Here is an 18,034-nt window from a genome sequence, read left to right as displayed (position 1 = left end):
ATATTGAACAGAACCACCAATCGAGTCAAGGCTGTCCCAGCGCCTGAATCAACAACCCTCAACGTGTTCTGACAAAAATTCTCAGAATGAGGCGCTGTAGGGTGGCGCCATGGTCGATGCTGTGCCGCTGCCGGCGCCCGTCCCGCTGCCCGGCGGCGCGACGCTGCGCCCGCTCGAGCTGACGGACGCGGCGGCCCTGCTGGACGTACAGAAGCGAAACCGCGAGCATCTCCGGCGCGCGACGCCGATGCAGCCCGACACCTTCTGGACGCTCGAAGGGCAGCGCGACCGGCTCGAGACGCAGGTCGGGCGCAACCTGGCCGGCGACGCCCTCGGCTGCGCGATCGTCCGCGACGGCCGGATCCTCGGCTGCGTGACGCTCAGCGGCATCGTGCGCGGCCCGTTCCGCAGCACCAGCCTCGGCTACTGGATCGACGCGGCCGAACAGGGCAAGGGACTCACCTCGGCGGCGGTCGCCGCGGCCTGCCGGCTCGCCGACGAGCACCTCGGCCTGCACCGCATCGAGGCCAGCACCAACGTGGACAACCTGGCGTCGCAGCGGGTCCTGGCCAGAAACGGCTTCGAGCGGATCGGCGCGGCCCGCGACTACCTGTTCCTCGACGGCGCCTGGCGGGACTCGCTGCTGTTCCAGCGCATCCTCAACGACCGGCAACCGGCCGCCGGCTCCGCCTGAGAACGACCGCCGGCGGGCCACCGGCTCAGCGTGGGAAACGACCGCCGGTCGGCGACCGTCAGCCAGTACGGTCGGCGGCGTGGACATCGAACTGCGCGGCGCCGCCGCCGAGGACGTTCCGGCGGTGCTGGCCTTCTGGAAGATCGCGGCGGAGGGCACGAACCGCGGCGGTGACGACACCGCGGCCGTCGAGGCGCTGCTCTCGCGGGACCCGTCGGCGCTGCTGCTGGCGGTGGCGGACGGCGAGATCGTCGGGTCGCTCATCGCGGGCTTCGACGGGTGGCGGTGTCACCTGTACCGCTTCGCGGTGCACCCCGAACGGCGCCGGCAGGGGATCGGGGCACGGCTGCTGGCCGCGGCGGAGGAGCGCTTCCGCGGGTTCGGCGCCCGGCGGGCGGACGCGATGGTCCTGGCGGACAACACGCTCGCGCACCAGGTGTGGGCGGCGGCCGGCTACGCGCCGCAGGAGGAGTGGCGGCGCTGGGTGAAGAGCCTCTGACCGCCGATTGGCTCTCGACCCGCACCGCCCGGGCCTGACACCGTGAGGAACATGATCACGATGGGGGCGGCGGCCGGGGTCGCGCTGGTGGCGCTGGGGATGGTGCTCACGCCGGGGCCCAACATGATGTACCTCGTCTCCCGCAGCATCTCCCAGGGCCGGCGGGCGGGCATGATCTCGCTCGCCGGGGTCGCCGCCGGGTTCCTCGTCTACCTGACGCTCGCCTCGGCCGGGCTGTCGGTGGTGTTCTCGACCGTCCCCGCGCTGTACACGACGGTGAAGCTGGCCGGCGCGGCCTACCTCGCCTACCTGGCGTGGCAGGCGGTCCGGCCCGGCGGCACGTCGGTGTTCACGCAGGTCGAGCTGCCGCCGGACTCGACGCGCAAGCTGCTCACGATGGGGCTGATGACCAACCTGCTCAACCCCAAGGCCGCGATCATGTACGCGTCGCTGATCCCGCAGTTCGTCGACCCGCGCGCCGGGCACCTGATGGCGCAGGGGTTCGCGCTCGGCGGGGTGCAGATCGCGGTGAGCATGGTGGTCAACGCGGGCATCGTCCTGGCCGCCGGCGGCATCGCGGTCTTCCTGGCCAAGCGTCCCGTGTGGCTGCGGCTGCAGCGGTACGTGACGGGCACGCTGCTCGGCATGATCGCGGTCAAGCTCGCCACCGACAAGGCCCGGCCGCTACCCGTTTGACAGCGTGGCGGCCTTCGACAGCAGGTAGCGCCGCTCGGGCAGGCTCGTCGTGCGGCGGGCCGCCAGCTCGTACGACGAGCGCGCCGCCACCGCGTCGCCGGACATCTCCTGCAGGTGCGCGCGGACCGCGGCGAGCCGGTGGTGCCTGGCCAGCCGCTCGTCGGCGTCGAGCGACTCCAGGAGGCGCAGGCCCGCACCCGGCCCCTGCACCATCGCCACCGCCACGGCCCGGTTGAGCGTCACCATCGGGTTCGGCGCGACCCGCTCCAGCAGCTGGTACAGGGCGAGGATCTGCGGCCAGTCGGTGTCCGCGGCCGACTTGGCCTCGTCGTGGATCGCGGCGATCGCGGCCTGCAGCTGGTACGGGCCGGGCGGCCCCTTCGGCAGCGTCCGCGTGATCAGCTCGACGCCCTCGGCGACCGCCGGCCGGTGCCACAGCGCGCGGTCCTGCTCGGCGAGCGGCACCAGCGTGCCGTCCGGCAGGGCGCGCGCCGGCCGGCGGGCGTCGGTGAGCAGCATCAGCGCGAGCAGCCCGGCCACCTCGCCGTCGTCGGGCAGGAGCCGGTGCACCTCCCGCGTCAGGCGGATCGCCTCGGTGGTCAGCTCGGGCCGGTGCAGGTCGTCGCCGGAGCTGGCGGTGTACCCCTCGTTGAAGATCAGGTAGAGCACCTGCAGCACGACCTGGAGGCGGCCCGCGCGCTCGGCGGGCGGCGGCATGCTGAACCGCGCGCCCGCGGCCCGGATCTTCTGCTTGGCCCGGCTGATGCGCTGCGCGAGCGTCGCCTCGGGCACGAACAGCGCGTGCGCGATCTGCGCGGTGGTCAGCCCGCCCACGGCCCGCAGCGTCAGCGCCAGCTGCGACGCGCTCGTCAGCGACGGGTGGCAGCACAGAAACAGCAGCAGCAATGTGTCGTCTTTGTCGGGAATGTCAGGCGCGTCCGATGTTTCATGTGAAACGGCGATGGACAACTCACGCCTGCGCCGCGCGTCCTCGCTGCGGAACTGATCGGTCAGCCGCCGCGAGGCGACCGTGATCAGCCACCCGCGCGGCTGCTCGGGCACCCCCTCACGGGGCCACTGCAGCGCCGCCGCCAGCAACGCCTCCTGCACGGCGTCCTCACAGGCGTCGAACTGCCCGTGCCGCCGGACCAGCACCCCGAGCACCTGCGGCGCCAGCCGCCGCAGCTCCTCCTCGACCCCGACACCCACGGAGAACAACGATCCCACGGCGGCGCCGCCCCGCATGAGGGCGGCGCCGCCGTCGCGGGCTCAGTGGACGGTGCCGGCGGAGCCGGTGCCCCGGCGGACGGGTTCCGCGCAGGCGAGGAGCTTGCCGCGGGGGAGGAACTCGATCGCCGTCGCGGCGCCGATCTCGGCCATGGGGGTGAACGTGTGGCCGAGGGTGCCGAGCGCCACGCCGGGGCCGGCGATGAAGGCGGGCTCGGCGACCACGGCCGCGGTGTTGCGCTGGGTGGCGCGCGGGGCGGCCAGGGCCTGCGGGAGCGTCATGCCCAGGTCGATCCGGTTGATCAGGATCTGCAGGACGGTGGTGATGATGGTCGAGCCGCCGGGGGAGCCGAGGGCCAGGAACGGGCGGCCGTGCTGCAGGACGATCGTCGGGGCCATCGAGCTGCGCGGGCGCTTGCCGGGGGCGGGGAGGTTCGGGTCGTCGGCCGGTGCCTGGGTGTTGGTGAAGTTGAAGTCGGTCAGCTCGTTGTTGAGCAGGAAGCCGCGGCCGGGGACGACGATGCCGTTGCCGCCGATCTGCTCGATCGTGAGCGTGTACTCCACGACGTTGCCCCACTTGTCGGCGACGGTCAGGTTGGTCGTCGACTTGCCGAAGTCCGCCGTCGCTCCGCCTGCCGTGGTCGCGCAGGAGGCTCCCAGTACACCGGGCGGCACCGGCTTCGTGGCGGCGTGCAGCGGGTCGATCCGGCAGGCGCGGGAGGCCGCGAACTCGTTGGTCAGCAGCGACTCGAGCAGCGGGCGCGGGGTGTAGTCACCGACGTAGCGGTTGCGGTCGGCGAAGGCGAGCGCGCTGGCCTCCAGGTAGCGGTGCAGGGCCTGCGTGCCGTCGAGCCGGCCCAGGTCGGAGCGCTCCAGGATGTTCAGGGCCTCGCCGACGGTGGAGCTGCCCGAGGACGGGGTGGCCATGCCGTAGACGTCGTAGCCGCGGTACACCATGTGCGTCGGCGCGGGGCGGCGGACCTCGTAGGCGCGCAGGTCGGCGAGGGTCATGCCGCCGGGGCGGATCTGGTACTGCCACGGCACCGACGGGCTCGCCGCGACCGGCGGGTGCTGGACGGCCGCCACGATGTCGCGGCCCACCTCGCCGCCGTAGAACGCGTCGATGCCGCGGCGCGCGACCAGGTCGTAGGTCGCGGCGAGGTCGGGGTTGCGCAGCGTGCTGCCGACCGCAGGCGGCTGCCCGCCCGGCAGGAACAGCGCCGCCGTCGGCGTGAACTGCGCGAACGCCGCCTTGTTGTCGCTGACCTGGGTCGCGAACGTCTGGTCGACGGTGAAGCCGCGGCGCGCGACCTCGCTGGCGGGGCGCAGGTTGGTGGCGAGGGACCGCTTGCCCCACCGGCGCAGCGCGGTGTCCCACGTGGCCAGGGTGCCGGGGACGCCGGCGGAGATGCCGCTGACCCGCGCCTCCTGGAAGGCGTACGGCTGGCCGGTCGCCGGGTCGACGAACGCCGTGGACGTCATCGACTGCGGCGCGGTCTCCCGGCCGTCGAGGGTGGACACCTTGCCGCTGCGGGCGTCGTAGTACACGAAGAACCCGCCGCCGCCGATGCCCGCGGAGAACGGCTCGGTCACGCCGAGGGTCGCCGCGACCGCGACGGCGGCGTCGACCGCGTTGCCGCCGCGGCGCAGCACGTCCAGCCCGACCGCGGTGGCCGTCGGGTCGACCGAGGTCACCGCGCCGCCGTACCCGGTCGCGGTGGGGCCGGTGGACGACGCGACGGCGGGCGCGGCGGGGCCGCCCAGCAGAGGCACGATGAGAAGGGGGATCAGCAGCAGTCTACGCATGGTGCCTCCCGGAGGATCGACGGCGATCGTTCCTCCTGCCTACCGTCCCGGGGTGTCGGGCACAACCCGGAACGTGCGGCGGTACGCGCTCGGAGCGACGCCGATCGTGGTCTGCAGGTGCTGGCGCAGCGACGTGGCCGTGCCGAGCCCTGACCGGCGGGCGATCTGCTCCACCGCCAGGTCGGTGCTCTCCAGCAGCCCGCGGGCGTGGTCGACCCGCTGCTGCAGCAACCACCGGGCCGGGCTCACCCCGGTCTCCTCGCGGAAACGACGGGTGAACGTGCGCACACTCATCGTGGCGTACCCGGCCATGTCCTGCAGCGTCAGCGGCTCGGCGAGTCGCCGCAACGCCCACTCGCGGGTGGGTGCGGTCGTGGTGTCGGTGACCCGCGGCAGGGGTCGCTCGATGTACTGCGCCTGCCCGCCCTCCCGCCACGGCGGCACGACGCTGCGCCGCGCCGCCCGGTTGGCGACCTCGCTGCCGAAGTCGGTGCGCACCACGTGCAGGCACAGGTCGACCCCGGCGCCGACCCCGGCGGAGGTGAGCACGTCGCCGTCGTCGATGAACAGCACGTCCGGGTCGAGCTTGACCTGCGGGTACAGCGCCCGGAACTGGTCTGCCCACCCCCAGTGCGTGGTCGCCGGGCGGTCGTCGAGCAGGCCGGCGGCGGCGAGCACGAACGCCCCGGTGCAGATCGACATGACCCGGGCCCCGCGGGCGTGCGCGGCGAGCAGCGCCGCCGCGACGGACGGGTCGAGGCTGGCGTCCTCGACCGGCCCGCCGCGGTGGATTCCGGCCACGACGACGGTGTCGGCCCGCTCGGTGATCTCCAGCCCGTGCTCGGGCAGCACCTGGAAGCCGGCCGCGCTGCGCACCGGCAGCCCACCCGGAGTGCAGACCTGGATCTTGTACTGCCGCAGGCCCGAGGCGTCCCGGGCGGCGCCGAAGATCTGCGACGGGGTGCCGAGGTCGAACGCCACGACCCCGTCGAGCGCGATGACGGCCACCAGATGCCTTCCCATGGCCCAATTCTTGCGCACTATGGCTTCCGGGCCACTCGTCCGCGCGTACCGGAGCCAGAAGGATGATGACCGTGAAACGATTCCACCCCGCCTGGCTGGTCGCCGCGGTCGCGTTCGTCGCGCTGGTCGGCGCGGCGGGCTTCCGCGCCACCCCGGGCGTCATGCTGCACCCGCTGCACGAGGAGTTCGGCTGGTCGCTGGGGACCATCTCCCTCGCGGTGTCGATCAACCTGCTCCTGTTCGGCCTCACCGCGCCCTTCGCCGCCGCGCTCATGGAGCGCTTCGGGATCCGGCGGGTCGTGGCGTACGCGCTGCTGCTCGTCTCCGCCGGCAGCGGGCTGACGGTCTTCATGCGGCACAGCTGGGAGCTCATCGCGCTGTGGGGCGTGCTCGTCGGCCTCGGCACCGGCTCGATGGCGCTCGCGTTCGTCGCGACGGTCACCGGCCGCTGGTTCGTCAAGCGGCGCGGCCTGGTCACCGGCGTGCTCACCGCGGGCGGCGCGGCCGGCCAGCTGGTGTTCCTGCCGCTGCTCGCGCTCCTGGTCGACAGCCACGGGTGGCGCGCCGCCGCGCTGACGGTGGCCGGTGCGGCGCTGGTCGTGGTGCCCCTCGTCCTCTGGCGGCTGCGCGACCACCCGGCGGACCTGGGCGTGACGGCCTATGGCGCCACCGATGCCGATGCGGCGCCGGTACCGGCGGCGTCGGGCGGCGCGGCGCGGCGGGCCGTGGGCGCGTTGCGCGGTGCGGCCCGGGTGCCCGCGTTCTGGCTGCTCGCGGGCGGGTTCGCGATCTGCGGCGCCACCACCAACGGGCTGATCGGCACCCACTTCATCCCCGCCGCGCACGACCACGGCATGACCGAGCCGGTCGCGGCGTCGCTGCTGGCGCTGGTCGGCCTGTTCGACATCGTCGGCACGATCGCGTCCGGCTGGCTCACCGACCGGATGGACAGCCGCGTCCTGCTCGGCTGGTACTACGCCCTGCGCGGCGTCTCGCTGCTGGTGCTTCCGGTGCTGTTCGCCGCCACGGTGCGGCCGAGCATGGTCGTCTTCATCCTCTTCTACGGCCTCGACTGGGTGGCGACGGTCCCGCCGACGGTCGCGCTGTGCCGCGAGTACTTCGGCGCGTCCGGCCCGGTGGTGTTCGGCTGGGTCTTCGCGTCGCACCAGTTCGGCGCGGCGATCGCGGCGACGGGCACCGGCCTGCTGCGCGACCGGCTCGGCAACTACGACCTGGCCTGGTACGTGGCGGGCGGGCTGTCGATCGCCGCGGCCGGCCTGTCGCTGCTGCTGTTGCGCACCCGGCGCGGGGTCGTGACGCCCGCGCCGGTCGCGGTGGCCGCGGCGTAGCGGCGGCCTGCCTGCCTCCTCGGCGTGGTGGCTGTGCTTCGGCGTGGCGGCCCGCTTCGGCGGGGCCGTCAGCTCAGGCGGAAGTCCAGGTCCGGGGTGATCTCCAGCGTGTCCATCTGGGCGCGCTGGAGCCGGCCGGAGTAGTCCCAGTTCATCGACTGCCAGCGGGTGAACTGGTCGAGCACCCAGACGCCCGACTGGCGGCTGCCGTTGCCGGACTTGCCGTTGCCGCCGAAGGGCAGGTGCGCCTCCGCACCGGAGGTGGAGTTGTTGACGCTGACCATCCCGGCGCGGGTGCGGCGGCGGAACGTGAACGCCTTGCCCGGGTCGGTGGTGTAGATCGCGGCGGACAGCCCGTAGCCGGGCGCGTCGGCCAGCTCGACCGCCTCGTCCAGCGTGCCGTAGGAGGTGACACCGACCAGCGGGCCGAAGGTCTCCTGCTGGAAGATCTTGTCTTCCGGCCGTACACCGTGGACCAGCGCCGGATGGTAGAACAGGCCCTGCTCCGGGTCGCCGACGAAGCCTTCGCGCGGGTTGGCGGCGCTGATCCTGCCGGTCGGGCCCGCCGGCCGGTGGTGGTCCTCGATCCAGCCGAGGAACTCCTCGAAGCGCGCGGCGAAGCGGTCGGTCATCAGCGGGCCGTAGAGCACCGACGGGTCGGTGGGGTCGCCGACGCGCGCGCCGGCGATCGCCTGCTCCAGCCTCACGGTGAAGGGCTCGAGGACGCTCTCCTGCACGATCAGCGTGCCGAGCGACGTGCAGCGCTGGCCCGCCGTGCCGAACCCGGCGAAGAGCGCGCCGTGCACCGCGAGATCCAGGTCGGCGTCCTCGGTGACGACCATCGGGTTCTTGCCGCCGAGCTCCAGGCAGGCGCTCTGCAGGTGCCGGCCGGCGAGCTCGCCGATCCGCGCGCCGACCTCCGACGAGCCGGTGAACCCGACCTTGTCCACCAGGCCTTCGGACAGGGCCTTGTCGAGGCCGTCGAAGGTGGTCGCCCCGTCGGCGAACACCACGTCGAAGACCCCGTCGGGCACCCCCGCGCGCCGGATGAGCTGGGCGAACGCGTCGGCGCAGGCGGCGGAGTACTCGGCCGGCTTCCACACGACGGCGTTGCCGCACAGCAGGGCCGGCACCAGGTACCAGCTGGGGACCGCGACCGGGAAGTTGCCGGCGGTGATGATCGCGGCGACCCCGACCGGCACGCGGAACGTGAACAGCTGCTTGTCGGGCATCTCGCTCGGCACCGTCTGCCCGTAGAGGCGGCGGCCCTCGCCGAGGAAGAAGTCGCAGGTGTCGACGATCTCCTGTACCTCGCCGCGGGCTTCGGCGGTCGTCTTGCCGACCTCCCGCGTCACGAGCGCGGCGAGGGCCTCGAAGTTGGCCTCGACGAGCCGGCCGAGGTTGGCGATCACCCGGCCGCGGACCGGGGCGGGCACGTCGGCCCACTCCCGTTGCGCGCGGCGGGCGGAGCGGCAGGCGGCGACGAACGTGTCGGCGTCGGCGAGGGCGACCTCGGCGACGACCTGGTCGAGGTGGGCCGGGTCGACGGACCGGAAGCGGGCGTCGCCGGGCGCGTCGAGGGGTCTGCCGCCGACGGTGGAGACGAGGAGGCTGCTCATGCCCCCATCTTGCCGGTCTGGCTGTTTCTGGTCAGCCGGTGCGGTCGGCCGTGCCGTGGTTCCTGGTCAGCCGATGCTGTCGGCCGTGCCGTGGGGTGTGTCGGCCGGGTGCTGGGACGTGGGCGGCGGGGCGAACGCCAGCTCGCCGCCGAACTGGTCGTGCAGCCGGACGTCGTAGTAGTCGGCGGCGTCGGCCACCCAGTCGCAGGCGTTGCTCAGCTCGGTCGCGTCGAGTGTCTCGGCCATCAGCTCGTAGGACGCGATGACCGAGTCGTCGCGCCAGAACAGCCGGACGAAGTTGAGCCGGCCGTTGAGGTCGTTGAGCTCCGTCAGCAGCCGCGGCGAGCACTCCAGCCGGCGCAGCAGCGGCGAGAAGACCCGCACGAACGGCGGATCGTTGGCGACCAGGCGCAGGTAGACCACGGCGGTGCCGCTGCGGATCGCGGCCGGGGTGGCGCTCAGGTCGGCGGGCACCGCCTGCCCGCCGAGGTATTCGGTGAGCAGGCGGTGCACCCGGATGCGCACGGCGTCGTCGATCGACACGCCTGTCACCCTATCGAATGACCGCACGGTCACCGGGTCACCCGGACTTGCCGGGGCGGCCCGGGGGCAGGAAGCCGCGGCGGCGGGCCTCCTTGACCCAGCGGTGCGCGGTGCTGACCGGCACGCCGTGCCGATCGGCCAGGTCGCAGGCGGGCCGGGGCGAGTCCTGCGCGAAGTCGAGGTAGACGTCGGCGACCTCGCGGTAGAAGACGTCCGGCCGTCCCCGTGACGGGTTCGCCGCGCCGGGCGACGTCCGGGCGACCGCCAGCGCCGGCTCGACCATCTCCCAACCCGTGTCCCCTGCGACGGGCGGCGCGACCGGCCGCGGCCGCGGATTGAGCACCGGCGGCGTGTCGATCGACTCGTGGACGACCGCGAGCTGCGCATTGGCGGCGGCCTCGATCCGCCCGACGGGGATCGCCCGGAGCAGGTCCGCGCTCGGCGAGCCGTCGATGTGCAGCCCCGTCAGCACCAGCCGACCACCGTCCGCGACGCCGACCCGCACCCGGACGCTCTGCGCCAGGGGCGGCTCCTGACGCCACTCATACCAGCCATCGGCGACTGGGAGAAGCCGGCCACGCACCCGGCAAATCTAGACCACTCTTCCTCGAATCAACAATTGCGCGAACCTAGACGTCTAGATACGCTTATCTGGACCCGCCGGCCAGAGGCTTCAACGGGGGGTGTCTGGAGCAGCAGGTGCGTGGCCGCGCACCGACAGTTCCAGCAGAAGCCAACGGCACGTCTGCCTCGCCTTGGGGGAGCAAGGGGGAGGGCGCAGACGGGTGGTCTGCCGGGCGGCTCGCGCAGCAATGCGCGTCCCGCCCGGCGGCGTCGGTGACAAGCCGCGGTCGCGGGGTCTCGCCGGACCTCGCGACCGTCCACCGCTTTGCGGACGCCGCGGGGCCGCCTGGCCCAACGATGCGCGCACCGGCCGACTGTCCGCCGATCCCCGCACCGGGGCGGCGCTCCGCGTCTCGCGCACGCGCCGACCAGCAACCCGGCGGGTTGGCGTCTTCAGTTCCGGCTGAAACGGCCCGCCCGATCGACACAGGCTGGATTCTGGATCGGCGCTGGCTAGATCGACACTCCCCGACAGACCTTGGCCAATGCCCGGGTCTGTGGCGTTCGAGGAGAGGTCGCGTCCGTCCGGTTCGGCGGGTTGGTCGGTTCCGGCGTCCGGTCGAGTGACGTCTTCGGTTCCGGCCGGAGCGGTCCTGTCCAGAACGGTCCTGTCCAGAACGGTCCTGTCCAGAACGGTCCTGTCCAGAACGGTCCTGTCCAGAACGGTCCTGTCCAGAACGGTCCTGTCCAGAACGGCCCTGTCCGGAGCGGTCCTGCCCGGATTGGTCCCAGCCGGATTGTTCCGGCCTGGAGCGGCCCTGCCTTGGCAGACGTTGGTCAATGCCCGGATTTGTGGCGTTCGGGGGGCGACTGGGTGGTCCGGTGGGTTGGTCGGTTGCGGCGTCCGGTCGGGTGGCGACTTCGGCTCCGGGCTGGAACGGTGCCTGCTGGCTCGGCGCTGTCCGGATCGGCTCCGGCTGGATCGGCGCTGCATGGATCGGCGCGATGCGGAACGGTGCGACACGGAACGGCATCAGCGCGGAGCGGCACCCATGTGGCGCGGCACCCATGTGGCACGGCGCTCATACGGCAGGGCGCTCATACGGCAGGGCGCTCATGCGGCAGGGCGCCGGCTGAGTGCACCGTCTGGAAATGCGGTGGTCAATGCCCCGGGTTGTGGTGTTCAGGGGGAGGGAGGCGCGGGGTCAGTGGCGGCCGGTGTAGAGGAGGAAGACGCCGGCGAGGACGACGCCGATGCAGAGCAGGGACACCATGGCCACGGTGATGAGGACCCAGATGAGGGCGCCCAGCTTGCGGCCGGGGTTGATGTCGAGGCGGGCGGGTGGGAGTTCGGCGGCCTCCAGTTCGGCCGCGACGTCCGCCGGGTCGCCGAGCAGGTCCAGGATCGAGCGGACCTCGTCCTCGGGCGCGTGGGGGTGGCCGTCCGACCCGGGGTGCGGCTCGGCGTGCCGGGTCTCGGCGAGCTTGCCGGCGATGTGGTCGCTGAGGTCGGCGAGCAGTTCGGCGCGGCGGCCGGCGGGCACGTTCTGCAGCGCCTGCTCGACCGCGTGGAGATAGTCGTTGACCAGGACATCGTAGGTGTTCAAGGCGCCCCCGTCCGGAAAAGCTGGCACTCTCCAGCATGATCAGTAAGACTTTTCGAGCAGGCACGCAGTCCTGGAGGGAGCGATGTGAGCGCACCGACCCGCTGGCTCGACGCCGAGGAACAACTCGCCTGGCGTGCTTTCTACTCCGCCGCGACGCAGCTGATCGACCGGCTCGACCGCGAGCTGCAGCATGACGCGGGCATGCCGCACGCCTACTACGAGATCCTCGTCGTGCTGTCGGAGTCGCCGGGACGCACCCGGCGGATGAGTGAGCTCGCCGACCTCACCCGGTCCTCGCGCAGCCGGCTCAGCCACGCCGTCACCAAGCTCGAGGCCCGCGGCTGGGTCAGCCGGCGCGACTGCGACGACGACAAGCGCGGGCAGTTCGCCGACCTGACCGACGTCGGCTTCGCCGCCATCGAGGCCGCCGCGCCCGGTCACGTGGAGACGGTGCGCAAGCACCTGTTCGACGCGCTCAGCGAAGAGCAGGTCGAGCAGCTGCGCAAGATCAGCGAAGCGATCACGGCATCCCTCAAGCAAAGGCCTCGAGTAACGCCCTCAGGTAACCCCTGAAGTACCCCCAGCGGGGCACTGCGCCTTGTGTCGATCATTGTGTGTCGATACGTTCACGGCCTGCCGCGAGATGGGGGCCCCGCCATGAAGCGTCTGAAACTCACGCAAACCATCGCCGCCGCGGCCTTCGCCGTGGCCACGCTGGCCGCGGTCCAGGGCAGCGTGCCGACGCTGCCCGAGCAGGCGAGGACACCGAGCGGCTACGCCGGCGGCGTGCCCCAGTGGGAGAACGAGCCGTCGATCGCCAGCCTCCTCGCCGGCGGCACCCAGCAGCACGCCGAACAGTTCTACTTCGTGCTGCCCGACCGGTTCGCCGACGGCGACCCGTCCAACAACACCGGCGGCCTGTCCGGCGGCCGGCTGAGCTCCGGCTACGACCCCACCGACAAGGGCTTCTACCACGGCGGCGACCTCAAGGGCGTCATCGACCGGCTCGACTACATCGAGCACCTCGGCACCACCGCGATCTGGCTCGCCCCCGTGTTGAAGAACCGGCCGGTGCAGGGCAGCGGTGCCGACGTCTCGGCCGGCTATCACGGCTACTGGACCACCGACTTCACCCAGATCGACCCGCACTTCGGCACGAAGGCCGACCTGCAGCGGCTGGTGGACCTCGCGCACCGCCGGGGCATCAAGGTCTACCTCGACGTCATCACCAACCACACCGCCGACGTCATCCGGTACGCGCAGGACCAGTACTCCTACCGGAGCAAGACGGACTACCCGTACAAGGACGCCGCCGGCAACAGGTTCGACGACCGCGCCTTCGCCGACGGGCGGCGCGGCTTCCCGCCGGTCAACGCGCATTCCTTCCCGTACACCCCGGTCTTCGGCAGCGAGGCGGACAAGACCGTCAAGAAGCCGGCGTGGCTCAACGACCCGCTCATGTACCACAACCGCGGCGACTCGACGTTCAGCGGCGAGAACAGCGAGTACGGCGACTTCTTCGGCCTCGACGACCTGTGGACCGAGCGCCCGGAGGTCGTCCGCGGGATGACGAAGATCTACGCCGACTGGGTCAAGGACACCGGGATCGACGGCTACCGGATCGACACCACCAAGCACGTCAACATGGAGTTCTGGCCGCAGTTCGTCGAGGGCGTCGACAAGGTCGCCAAGCGGGACTTCTTCATGTTCGGCGAGGTGTACGACGCCGACCCGCGGTTCGACTCGACCTACGTGCGCAAGGGGCGGCTGCCGGCGACCCTGGACTTCCCGTTCCAGCAGGCCGCGACCGACTACGTGGCCCGCGGCGGCTCCGCGGCCGGTCTCGCCGGCGTGTACGCGCAGGACGACCTGTACACCTCGGCGGGCACCACCGCGGGCACCCTGCCGACGTTCCTGGGCAACCACGACATGGGCCGGATCGGCATGTTCGTCGCCGGCGGCGGCACCGATCCCGCCACGCACCTGCGCCGCGACCAGCTCGCCCACGAGCTGATGTTCCTGACCCGCGGGCAGCCGGTCGTCTACTCCGGCGACGAGCAGGGCTTCACCGGCGCCGGCGGCGACAAGGACGCCCGGCAGGACATGTTCCCGAGCGTCACCCCCGACTACCTCGACGACGACCTGCTCGGCACCGACACCACCCACGCGGTCGCGCACTACGACGAGAGCCACCCGGTCTACCGCACGATCGCCGGCCTGGCCCAGCTGCGGCAGGCGCATCCGGCGCTCAAGCAGGGCGTGCAGGTGACCCGGTACGCGGCGCAGGGCGCGGGCGTGTTCGCGTTCTCCCGGATCGACCCCCAGCAGCGCGTCGAGTACCTGGTCGCCACCAACAATGCCACCACCACGCAGACCGTCACCGTCCCGACGGCCATGGCGAGCACCACCTTCGACCGGATCTACCCGTCCACGGGCGCGATCGCCGCCTCCGCCGGGGACGGCCGGCTGCAGCTGGACGTGCCGCCGCTGAGCACCGTGGTGTTCAAGGCCCGCGGCGCGATCGCGAAGTCGGCCGCGAAGCCCACCGTCACGCTGGTCGCGCCCGCCGCCGGGCAGCCCGTCCCCGGCCCCGCCGAGGTCAAGGCGGAGGTCACCGGCGACCCCCTCGCCACGGTCACGTTCGCCGCGAAGGTCGGCAACGGCCCGTGGAAGCTGCTCGGCACCGACCACGCCGCGCCGTACAGCGTCACCCACGACCTCGACGGGCTGCCCGCCGGCACGGCGCTGGAGTACAAGGCGGTCGTGCGCGACGGCTCCGGCCGTACCGCAGAGACGAGGATCACCGCGAAGGTCGGCACGCCGCCGAGCGCCGCCTCGCCCGACTACGCGATCGTGCACTACCAGCGCCCGACCGGCGGTTATGAGCCGTGGAGCCTCTACGCGTGGGGCGACATCGAGACGCCGATGACGTGGCCGGCCGGCGCCCCGTTCGCCGGGGAGGACTCGTTCGGGCGCTTCGCATGGGTCAAGCTGAAGCCCGGGGCGGCGAACGTCGGCTTCCTCGTGGTCGACTCGAGCGGGGTGAAGGACGTCGCCGCCGACCGCTCGCTCGACCCGACGAAGACGCCGGAGATCTGGCTCAAGCAAGGAGACGCGACCATCTACACCTCACAGGCCGCGGCCACCGGCACCGTCGCCGTGCACTACGGGCGGCCCGACGGCGACTACACCGGCTGGGGCCTGCACCTGTGGGGCGACGGCCTCGCGCCCGGCACCGGCACCGACTGGTCCGCGCCGCGCCCGCCCGACGGCACCGACAGCTTCGGCGCCTTCTGGCACGTGCCGGTGACCGACCCGGGCAAGCCGGTCAACTTCATCGTGCACAAGGGCGACGTGAAGGACCCCGGCCCCGACCAGTCCGTCCTGCCGAGCCGGCAGGGCGAGGCCTGGGTCCGCTCCGGCGAGGCGACCGTCCACCCGACCCGCGCCGCCGCCGAGCACACCGCCGTGCTGCACTACCGCCGCCCGGCCGGCGACTACACCGGCTGGGGGCTGCACGTCTGGACCGGCGCGGCGACCCCCACCGACTGGGGCGCCCCGCTGCTCCCGGAGGGCAGCGACGCGTTCGGCGCGCGGTTCCGGGTGCCGCTGGCGGACAACGCCACGACGCTCAACTACATCCTGCACAACGGCGACACCAAGGACCTGCCCGCCGACCAGGCGCTCGACCTCGTCACCGTCGGGCACGAGGTCTGGATCCTGTCCGGGCAGGAGCGCTACCTGCTGCCGATCCCGCCGCAGGGCACACCCGACACGGACCTGACCAAGGCGAAGGCGGTGTGGGTCGACCACGACACCATCGCGTGGCGGTCCGGGCCGACCGACGGGCACTCATACGAGCTGCTGTCCGCGCCCAACGGCGGCCTGTCGGTGGTCGACGGGCAGGTCGTCGGCGTCGCGAAGGCCCTGCCGATGCGCGCGACCGGCACCCTGTCCGAGCCGCAGCGGGCGAAGTTCCCGCACCTGTGGGCGTACCAGGCGTTCCACGTCACCGGCGACCGCGCCGCCGTGGCCACCGCGCTGCGCGGGCAGGTGGTCGTCGTCGAGCGCGACGCCGCCGGCGCCGTCACCGAGGCCAGCGCCGTGCAGGTCGCCGGGGCGCTCGACGACCTCTACGTCGGCGCCGTCGGCGCGAAGCTCGGCCCGCACTTCGAGGGCGGGCGCGTCGCGGTCAGCGTGTGGGCGCCGACCGCGCAGAACGTCGCGCTGGAGCTCTTCGACGACCCGTCAGCGCAGCCGGTACTGGCGGCGATGAAGCGCGACGAGCACACCGGCGTCTGGACGGCGACCGGCGACCGCAGTTGGAAGGGCCGCTACTACCGGTTCCGGGTCACCGCCTGGCAGCCCGCGGTCCGGGGCGTGACGACGGCGTCGGTGACCGACCCCTACTCGGTGTCGCTCGCCGCCGACTCCACCCACAGCCAGATCGTCGACCTGGCCGACGCCGCCCTGCAGCCGCCCGGCTGGTCCGCGGTCAAGAAGCCGCCGGTGCCGGCCCGGCCGCAGATCCAGGAGCTGCACGTCCGCGACTTCTCCGTCGCCGACACCACCGTGCCGGCGCAGCAGCGCGGCACGTACCTCGCCTTCGCCCAGGCCCAGTCGGCCGGCATGACACACCTGCGGGACCTGGCCAGGGCCGGCACGTCCTACGTGCACCTGCTGCCGGTCTTCGACATCTCCACGATCCCCGAGCGGCGGGCCGACCAGCAGCAGCCGCCGTGCGACCTGACCGCGCTGCCGCCGGACTCCAGCCAGCAGCAGGCGTGCGTCGCCCAGATCGCGGCGCAGGACGGCTACAACTGGGGCTACGACCCGTTCCACTACTCCACGCCCGAAGGCTCCTACGCGACCGACCCGCAGGGCACCCCGCGGATCAGCCAGTTCCGCCAGATGGTCGCCGGGCTCAACGGCGCCGGCCTGCGGGTCGTCGTCGACGTCGTCTACAACCACACCACCGCCGCCGGCACCGACCCGCACTCGGTCCTCGACCAGATCGTGCCCGGCTACTACCACCGGCTGCTCGACGACGGCACCGTCGCCAACTCCACCTGCTGCGCCAACACGGCGCCGGAGAACGCGATGATGGGCAAGCTCGTCGTCGACTCGGTCGTGCTGTGGGCCAAGCAGTACAAGGTCGACGGCTTCCGCTTCGACCTCATGGGCCACCACCCGAAGGCCAACATCCTCGCCGTGCGTGCCGCGCTGGACCAGCTGACCCTCGGCAAGGACGGCGTCGACGGCAAGAAGATCCTCATCTACGGCGAGGGCTGGAACTTCGGCGAGGTCGCCGACAACGCCCGCTTCGTCCAGGCGACCCAGGCCAACATGGCCGGCACCGGCATCGGCACCTTCAACGACCGGCTCCGCGACGCGGTCCGCGGCGGCGGCCCGTTCGACGGCGACCCGCGCATCCAGGGGTTCGCGTCCGGCCTGTACACCGCGCCCAACGGCGACCCGGCCAACGGCACCACCGCCGAGCAGCGGGCCAGGCTCCTGCACTACCAGGACCTGATCCAGGTCGGGCTCACCGGCAACCTCGCCGCCTACGAGTTCGTCGACTCCACCGGCCACCGGGTCACCGGCGCCCAGGTCGACTACAACGGCTCACCCGCCGGCTACACGCGCCTGCCCGCCGAGGGGGTCACGTACGTCGACGCCCACGACAACGAGATCCTCTACGACGCCCTCGCCTACAAGCTGCCGACCGGCACGACCGCCGAGCAGCGGGCGAGGCTGCAGGTGCTCGCCCTGTCCACGACCGTCCTCGGCCAGGGGACCGGGTTCGTCACCACCGGCTCCGACCGGCTGCGCTCCAAGTCCCTGGACCGCAACTCGTTCAACTCCGGCGACTGGTTCAACCAGATCCGCTGGGACTGCGCGGCCGGCAACGGCTTCGGCGCCGGCCTGCCACCCGCCGCCGACAACCAGGACAAGTGGACCTACGCCCAGCCGCTGCTGGCCAACCCGGCGCTCGTGCCCGACTGCGCCGCCGTCGACCTCGCCGCCGCCCGCTTCCAGGAGCTGCTGACGATCCGGGCGAGCTCGCCGGCGTTCTCGCTGGGCACCGCGGCGCAGGTCCAGCAGCGGATGGCGTTCCCGCTGTCCGGCGCGTCCGCGACGCCCGGCGTGATCACGATGACGCTGGACGCCCGCGGCCTCGACCAGCGGTTCCAGACGATCGTGGTGGTCTTCAACGCCGGCCCGGCCGCCGCGACGCAGACGGTCGGCGCCTACACGGGCGCCCGGTTCGTGCTCCATCCGGTGCAGGCCGCCTCGGCGGACCCGCTCGCCCGTCAGGCCACGTTCGACAGCGCCCACGGCACGTTCACCGTCCCCGGCCGGACCGTCTCGGTCTTCGTCCGGCCCGCCTGACCGGTTCCGTGATC

The 18,034-nt window shown here is 72.5% G+C and carries 12 protein-coding genes and 2 pseudogenes; 7 read left to right on the top strand and 7 right to left on the bottom strand.

The window, feature by feature from the left end; translation table 11 throughout:
* Positions 1-109: 109 nt before the first annotated feature.
* The 3 genes and pseudogenes from AB0J72_RS00610 (at position 110) to AB0J72_RS00600 (ending at position 1,889) form a co-directional block, all read left to right on the top strand.
* Positions 110-694 carry a GNAT family protein gene (locus AB0J72_RS00610; RefSeq protein ID WP_363392823.1) on the top strand — a complete coding sequence of 195 codons (585 nt, stop codon included), beginning with the start codon at positions 110-112 and terminating at the stop codon, positions 692-694.
* A 73-nt stretch (positions 695-767) separates the two neighbouring features.
* A pseudogene (locus AB0J72_RS00605) lies at positions 768-1,193 on the top strand (GNAT family N-acetyltransferase); the annotation flags it as partial.
* A gap of 51 nt (positions 1,194-1,244) precedes the next feature.
* The gene (locus AB0J72_RS00600; RefSeq protein ID WP_363392820.1) at positions 1,245-1,889 is read left to right on the top strand and encodes a LysE family translocator; all 645 of its coding nucleotides are present in this window, start codon (positions 1,245-1,247) and stop codon (positions 1,887-1,889) included.
* On the opposite strand, the gene AB0J72_RS00595 is transcribed toward AB0J72_RS00600, so the two are convergent.
* The 3 genes from AB0J72_RS00595 to AB0J72_RS00585 are packed head-to-tail and all read right to left on the bottom strand — an operon-like array spanning position 1,878 to position 5,945.
* Positions 1,878-3,098 (bottom strand): DUF6596 domain-containing protein, encoded by a 1,221-nt coding sequence (locus tag AB0J72_RS00595; protein ID WP_363392818.1) that lies wholly within the window; start codon positions 3,096-3,098, stop codon positions 1,878-1,880. The two genes, AB0J72_RS00600 and AB0J72_RS00595, sit on opposite strands and share 12 nt — an antisense overlap.
* A gap of 60 nt (positions 3,099-3,158) precedes the next feature.
* Positions 3,159-4,922 (bottom strand): gamma-glutamyltransferase, encoded by a 1,764-nt coding sequence (gene ggt / locus AB0J72_RS00590; RefSeq protein WP_363392816.1) that lies wholly within the window; start codon positions 4,920-4,922, stop codon positions 3,159-3,161.
* Positions 4,923-4,961: 39 nt separating this feature from the next.
* Positions 4,962-5,945, bottom strand: coding sequence for a helix-turn-helix domain-containing protein (locus tag AB0J72_RS00585; RefSeq protein ID WP_363392814.1), 984 nt, complete (start codon positions 5,943-5,945; stop codon positions 4,962-4,964).
* Positions 5,946-6,010: 65 nt separating this feature from the next.
* On the opposite strand from AB0J72_RS00585, the gene AB0J72_RS00580 reads away from it, so the two are divergent.
* Positions 6,011-7,294: an MFS transporter gene (locus AB0J72_RS00580; protein WP_363392811.1), complete on the top strand. Its 1,284-nt coding sequence runs from the start codon at positions 6,011-6,013 to the stop codon at positions 7,292-7,294.
* A gap of 68 nt (positions 7,295-7,362) precedes the next feature.
* Here AB0J72_RS00580 and AB0J72_RS00575 read toward each other — a convergent pair whose 3' ends face one another.
* From AB0J72_RS00575 to AB0J72_RS00565, 3 genes are all read right to left on the bottom strand, one after another.
* Entirely contained in the window at positions 7,363-8,913 is a 1,551-nt protein-coding gene (locus tag AB0J72_RS00575; RefSeq protein WP_363392808.1) for an aldehyde dehydrogenase family protein, read from the bottom strand.
* A 66-nt stretch (positions 8,914-8,979) separates the two neighbouring features.
* Positions 8,980-9,456, bottom strand: coding sequence for a hypothetical protein (locus AB0J72_RS00570; RefSeq protein ID WP_363392805.1), 477 nt, complete (start codon positions 9,454-9,456; stop codon positions 8,980-8,982).
* Between the two features lie 37 nt (positions 9,457-9,493).
* A complete protein-coding gene (locus AB0J72_RS00565; protein ID WP_363392802.1) occupies positions 9,494-10,039 on the bottom strand; it encodes a hypothetical protein in 546 nt (181 codons plus the stop codon).
* 526 nt (positions 10,040-10,565) lie between these two features.
* On the opposite strand from AB0J72_RS00565, the pseudogene AB0J72_RS00560 reads away from it, so the two are divergent.
* Positions 10,566-10,784 (top strand): annotated as a pseudogene (locus AB0J72_RS00560) (pentapeptide repeat-containing protein); the annotation flags it as partial.
* A 441-nt stretch (positions 10,785-11,225) separates the two neighbouring features.
* Here the strand turns inward: AB0J72_RS00560 and AB0J72_RS00555 are convergent.
* The gene (locus tag AB0J72_RS00555; RefSeq protein WP_363393976.1) at positions 11,226-11,627 is read right to left on the bottom strand and encodes a hypothetical protein; all 402 of its coding nucleotides are present in this window, start codon (positions 11,625-11,627) and stop codon (positions 11,226-11,228) included.
* Between the two features lie 84 nt (positions 11,628-11,711).
* On the opposite strand from AB0J72_RS00555, the gene AB0J72_RS00550 reads away from it, so the two are divergent.
* Both AB0J72_RS00550 and pulA read left to right on the top strand, forming a co-directional pair.
* Positions 11,712-12,200 carry a MarR family transcriptional regulator gene (locus tag AB0J72_RS00550; protein ID WP_363392799.1) on the top strand — a complete coding sequence of 163 codons (489 nt, stop codon included), beginning with the start codon at positions 11,712-11,714 and terminating at the stop codon, positions 12,198-12,200.
* A gap of 84 nt (positions 12,201-12,284) precedes the next feature.
* Positions 12,285-18,020 (top strand): pullulanase-type alpha-1,6-glucosidase, encoded by a 5,736-nt coding sequence (gene pulA, locus AB0J72_RS00545; protein WP_363392797.1) that lies wholly within the window; start codon positions 12,285-12,287, stop codon positions 18,018-18,020.
* Positions 18,021-18,034 lie beyond the last annotated feature (14 nt).

This window comes from Dactylosporangium sp. NPDC049742 (assembly GCF_040674675.1).
GTDB classification, from domain to species: Bacteria; Actinomycetota; Actinomycetes; order Mycobacteriales; family Micromonosporaceae; genus Dactylosporangium; species Dactylosporangium maewongense.
This window is presented reverse-complemented; position numbering and strand designations above follow the sequence as displayed.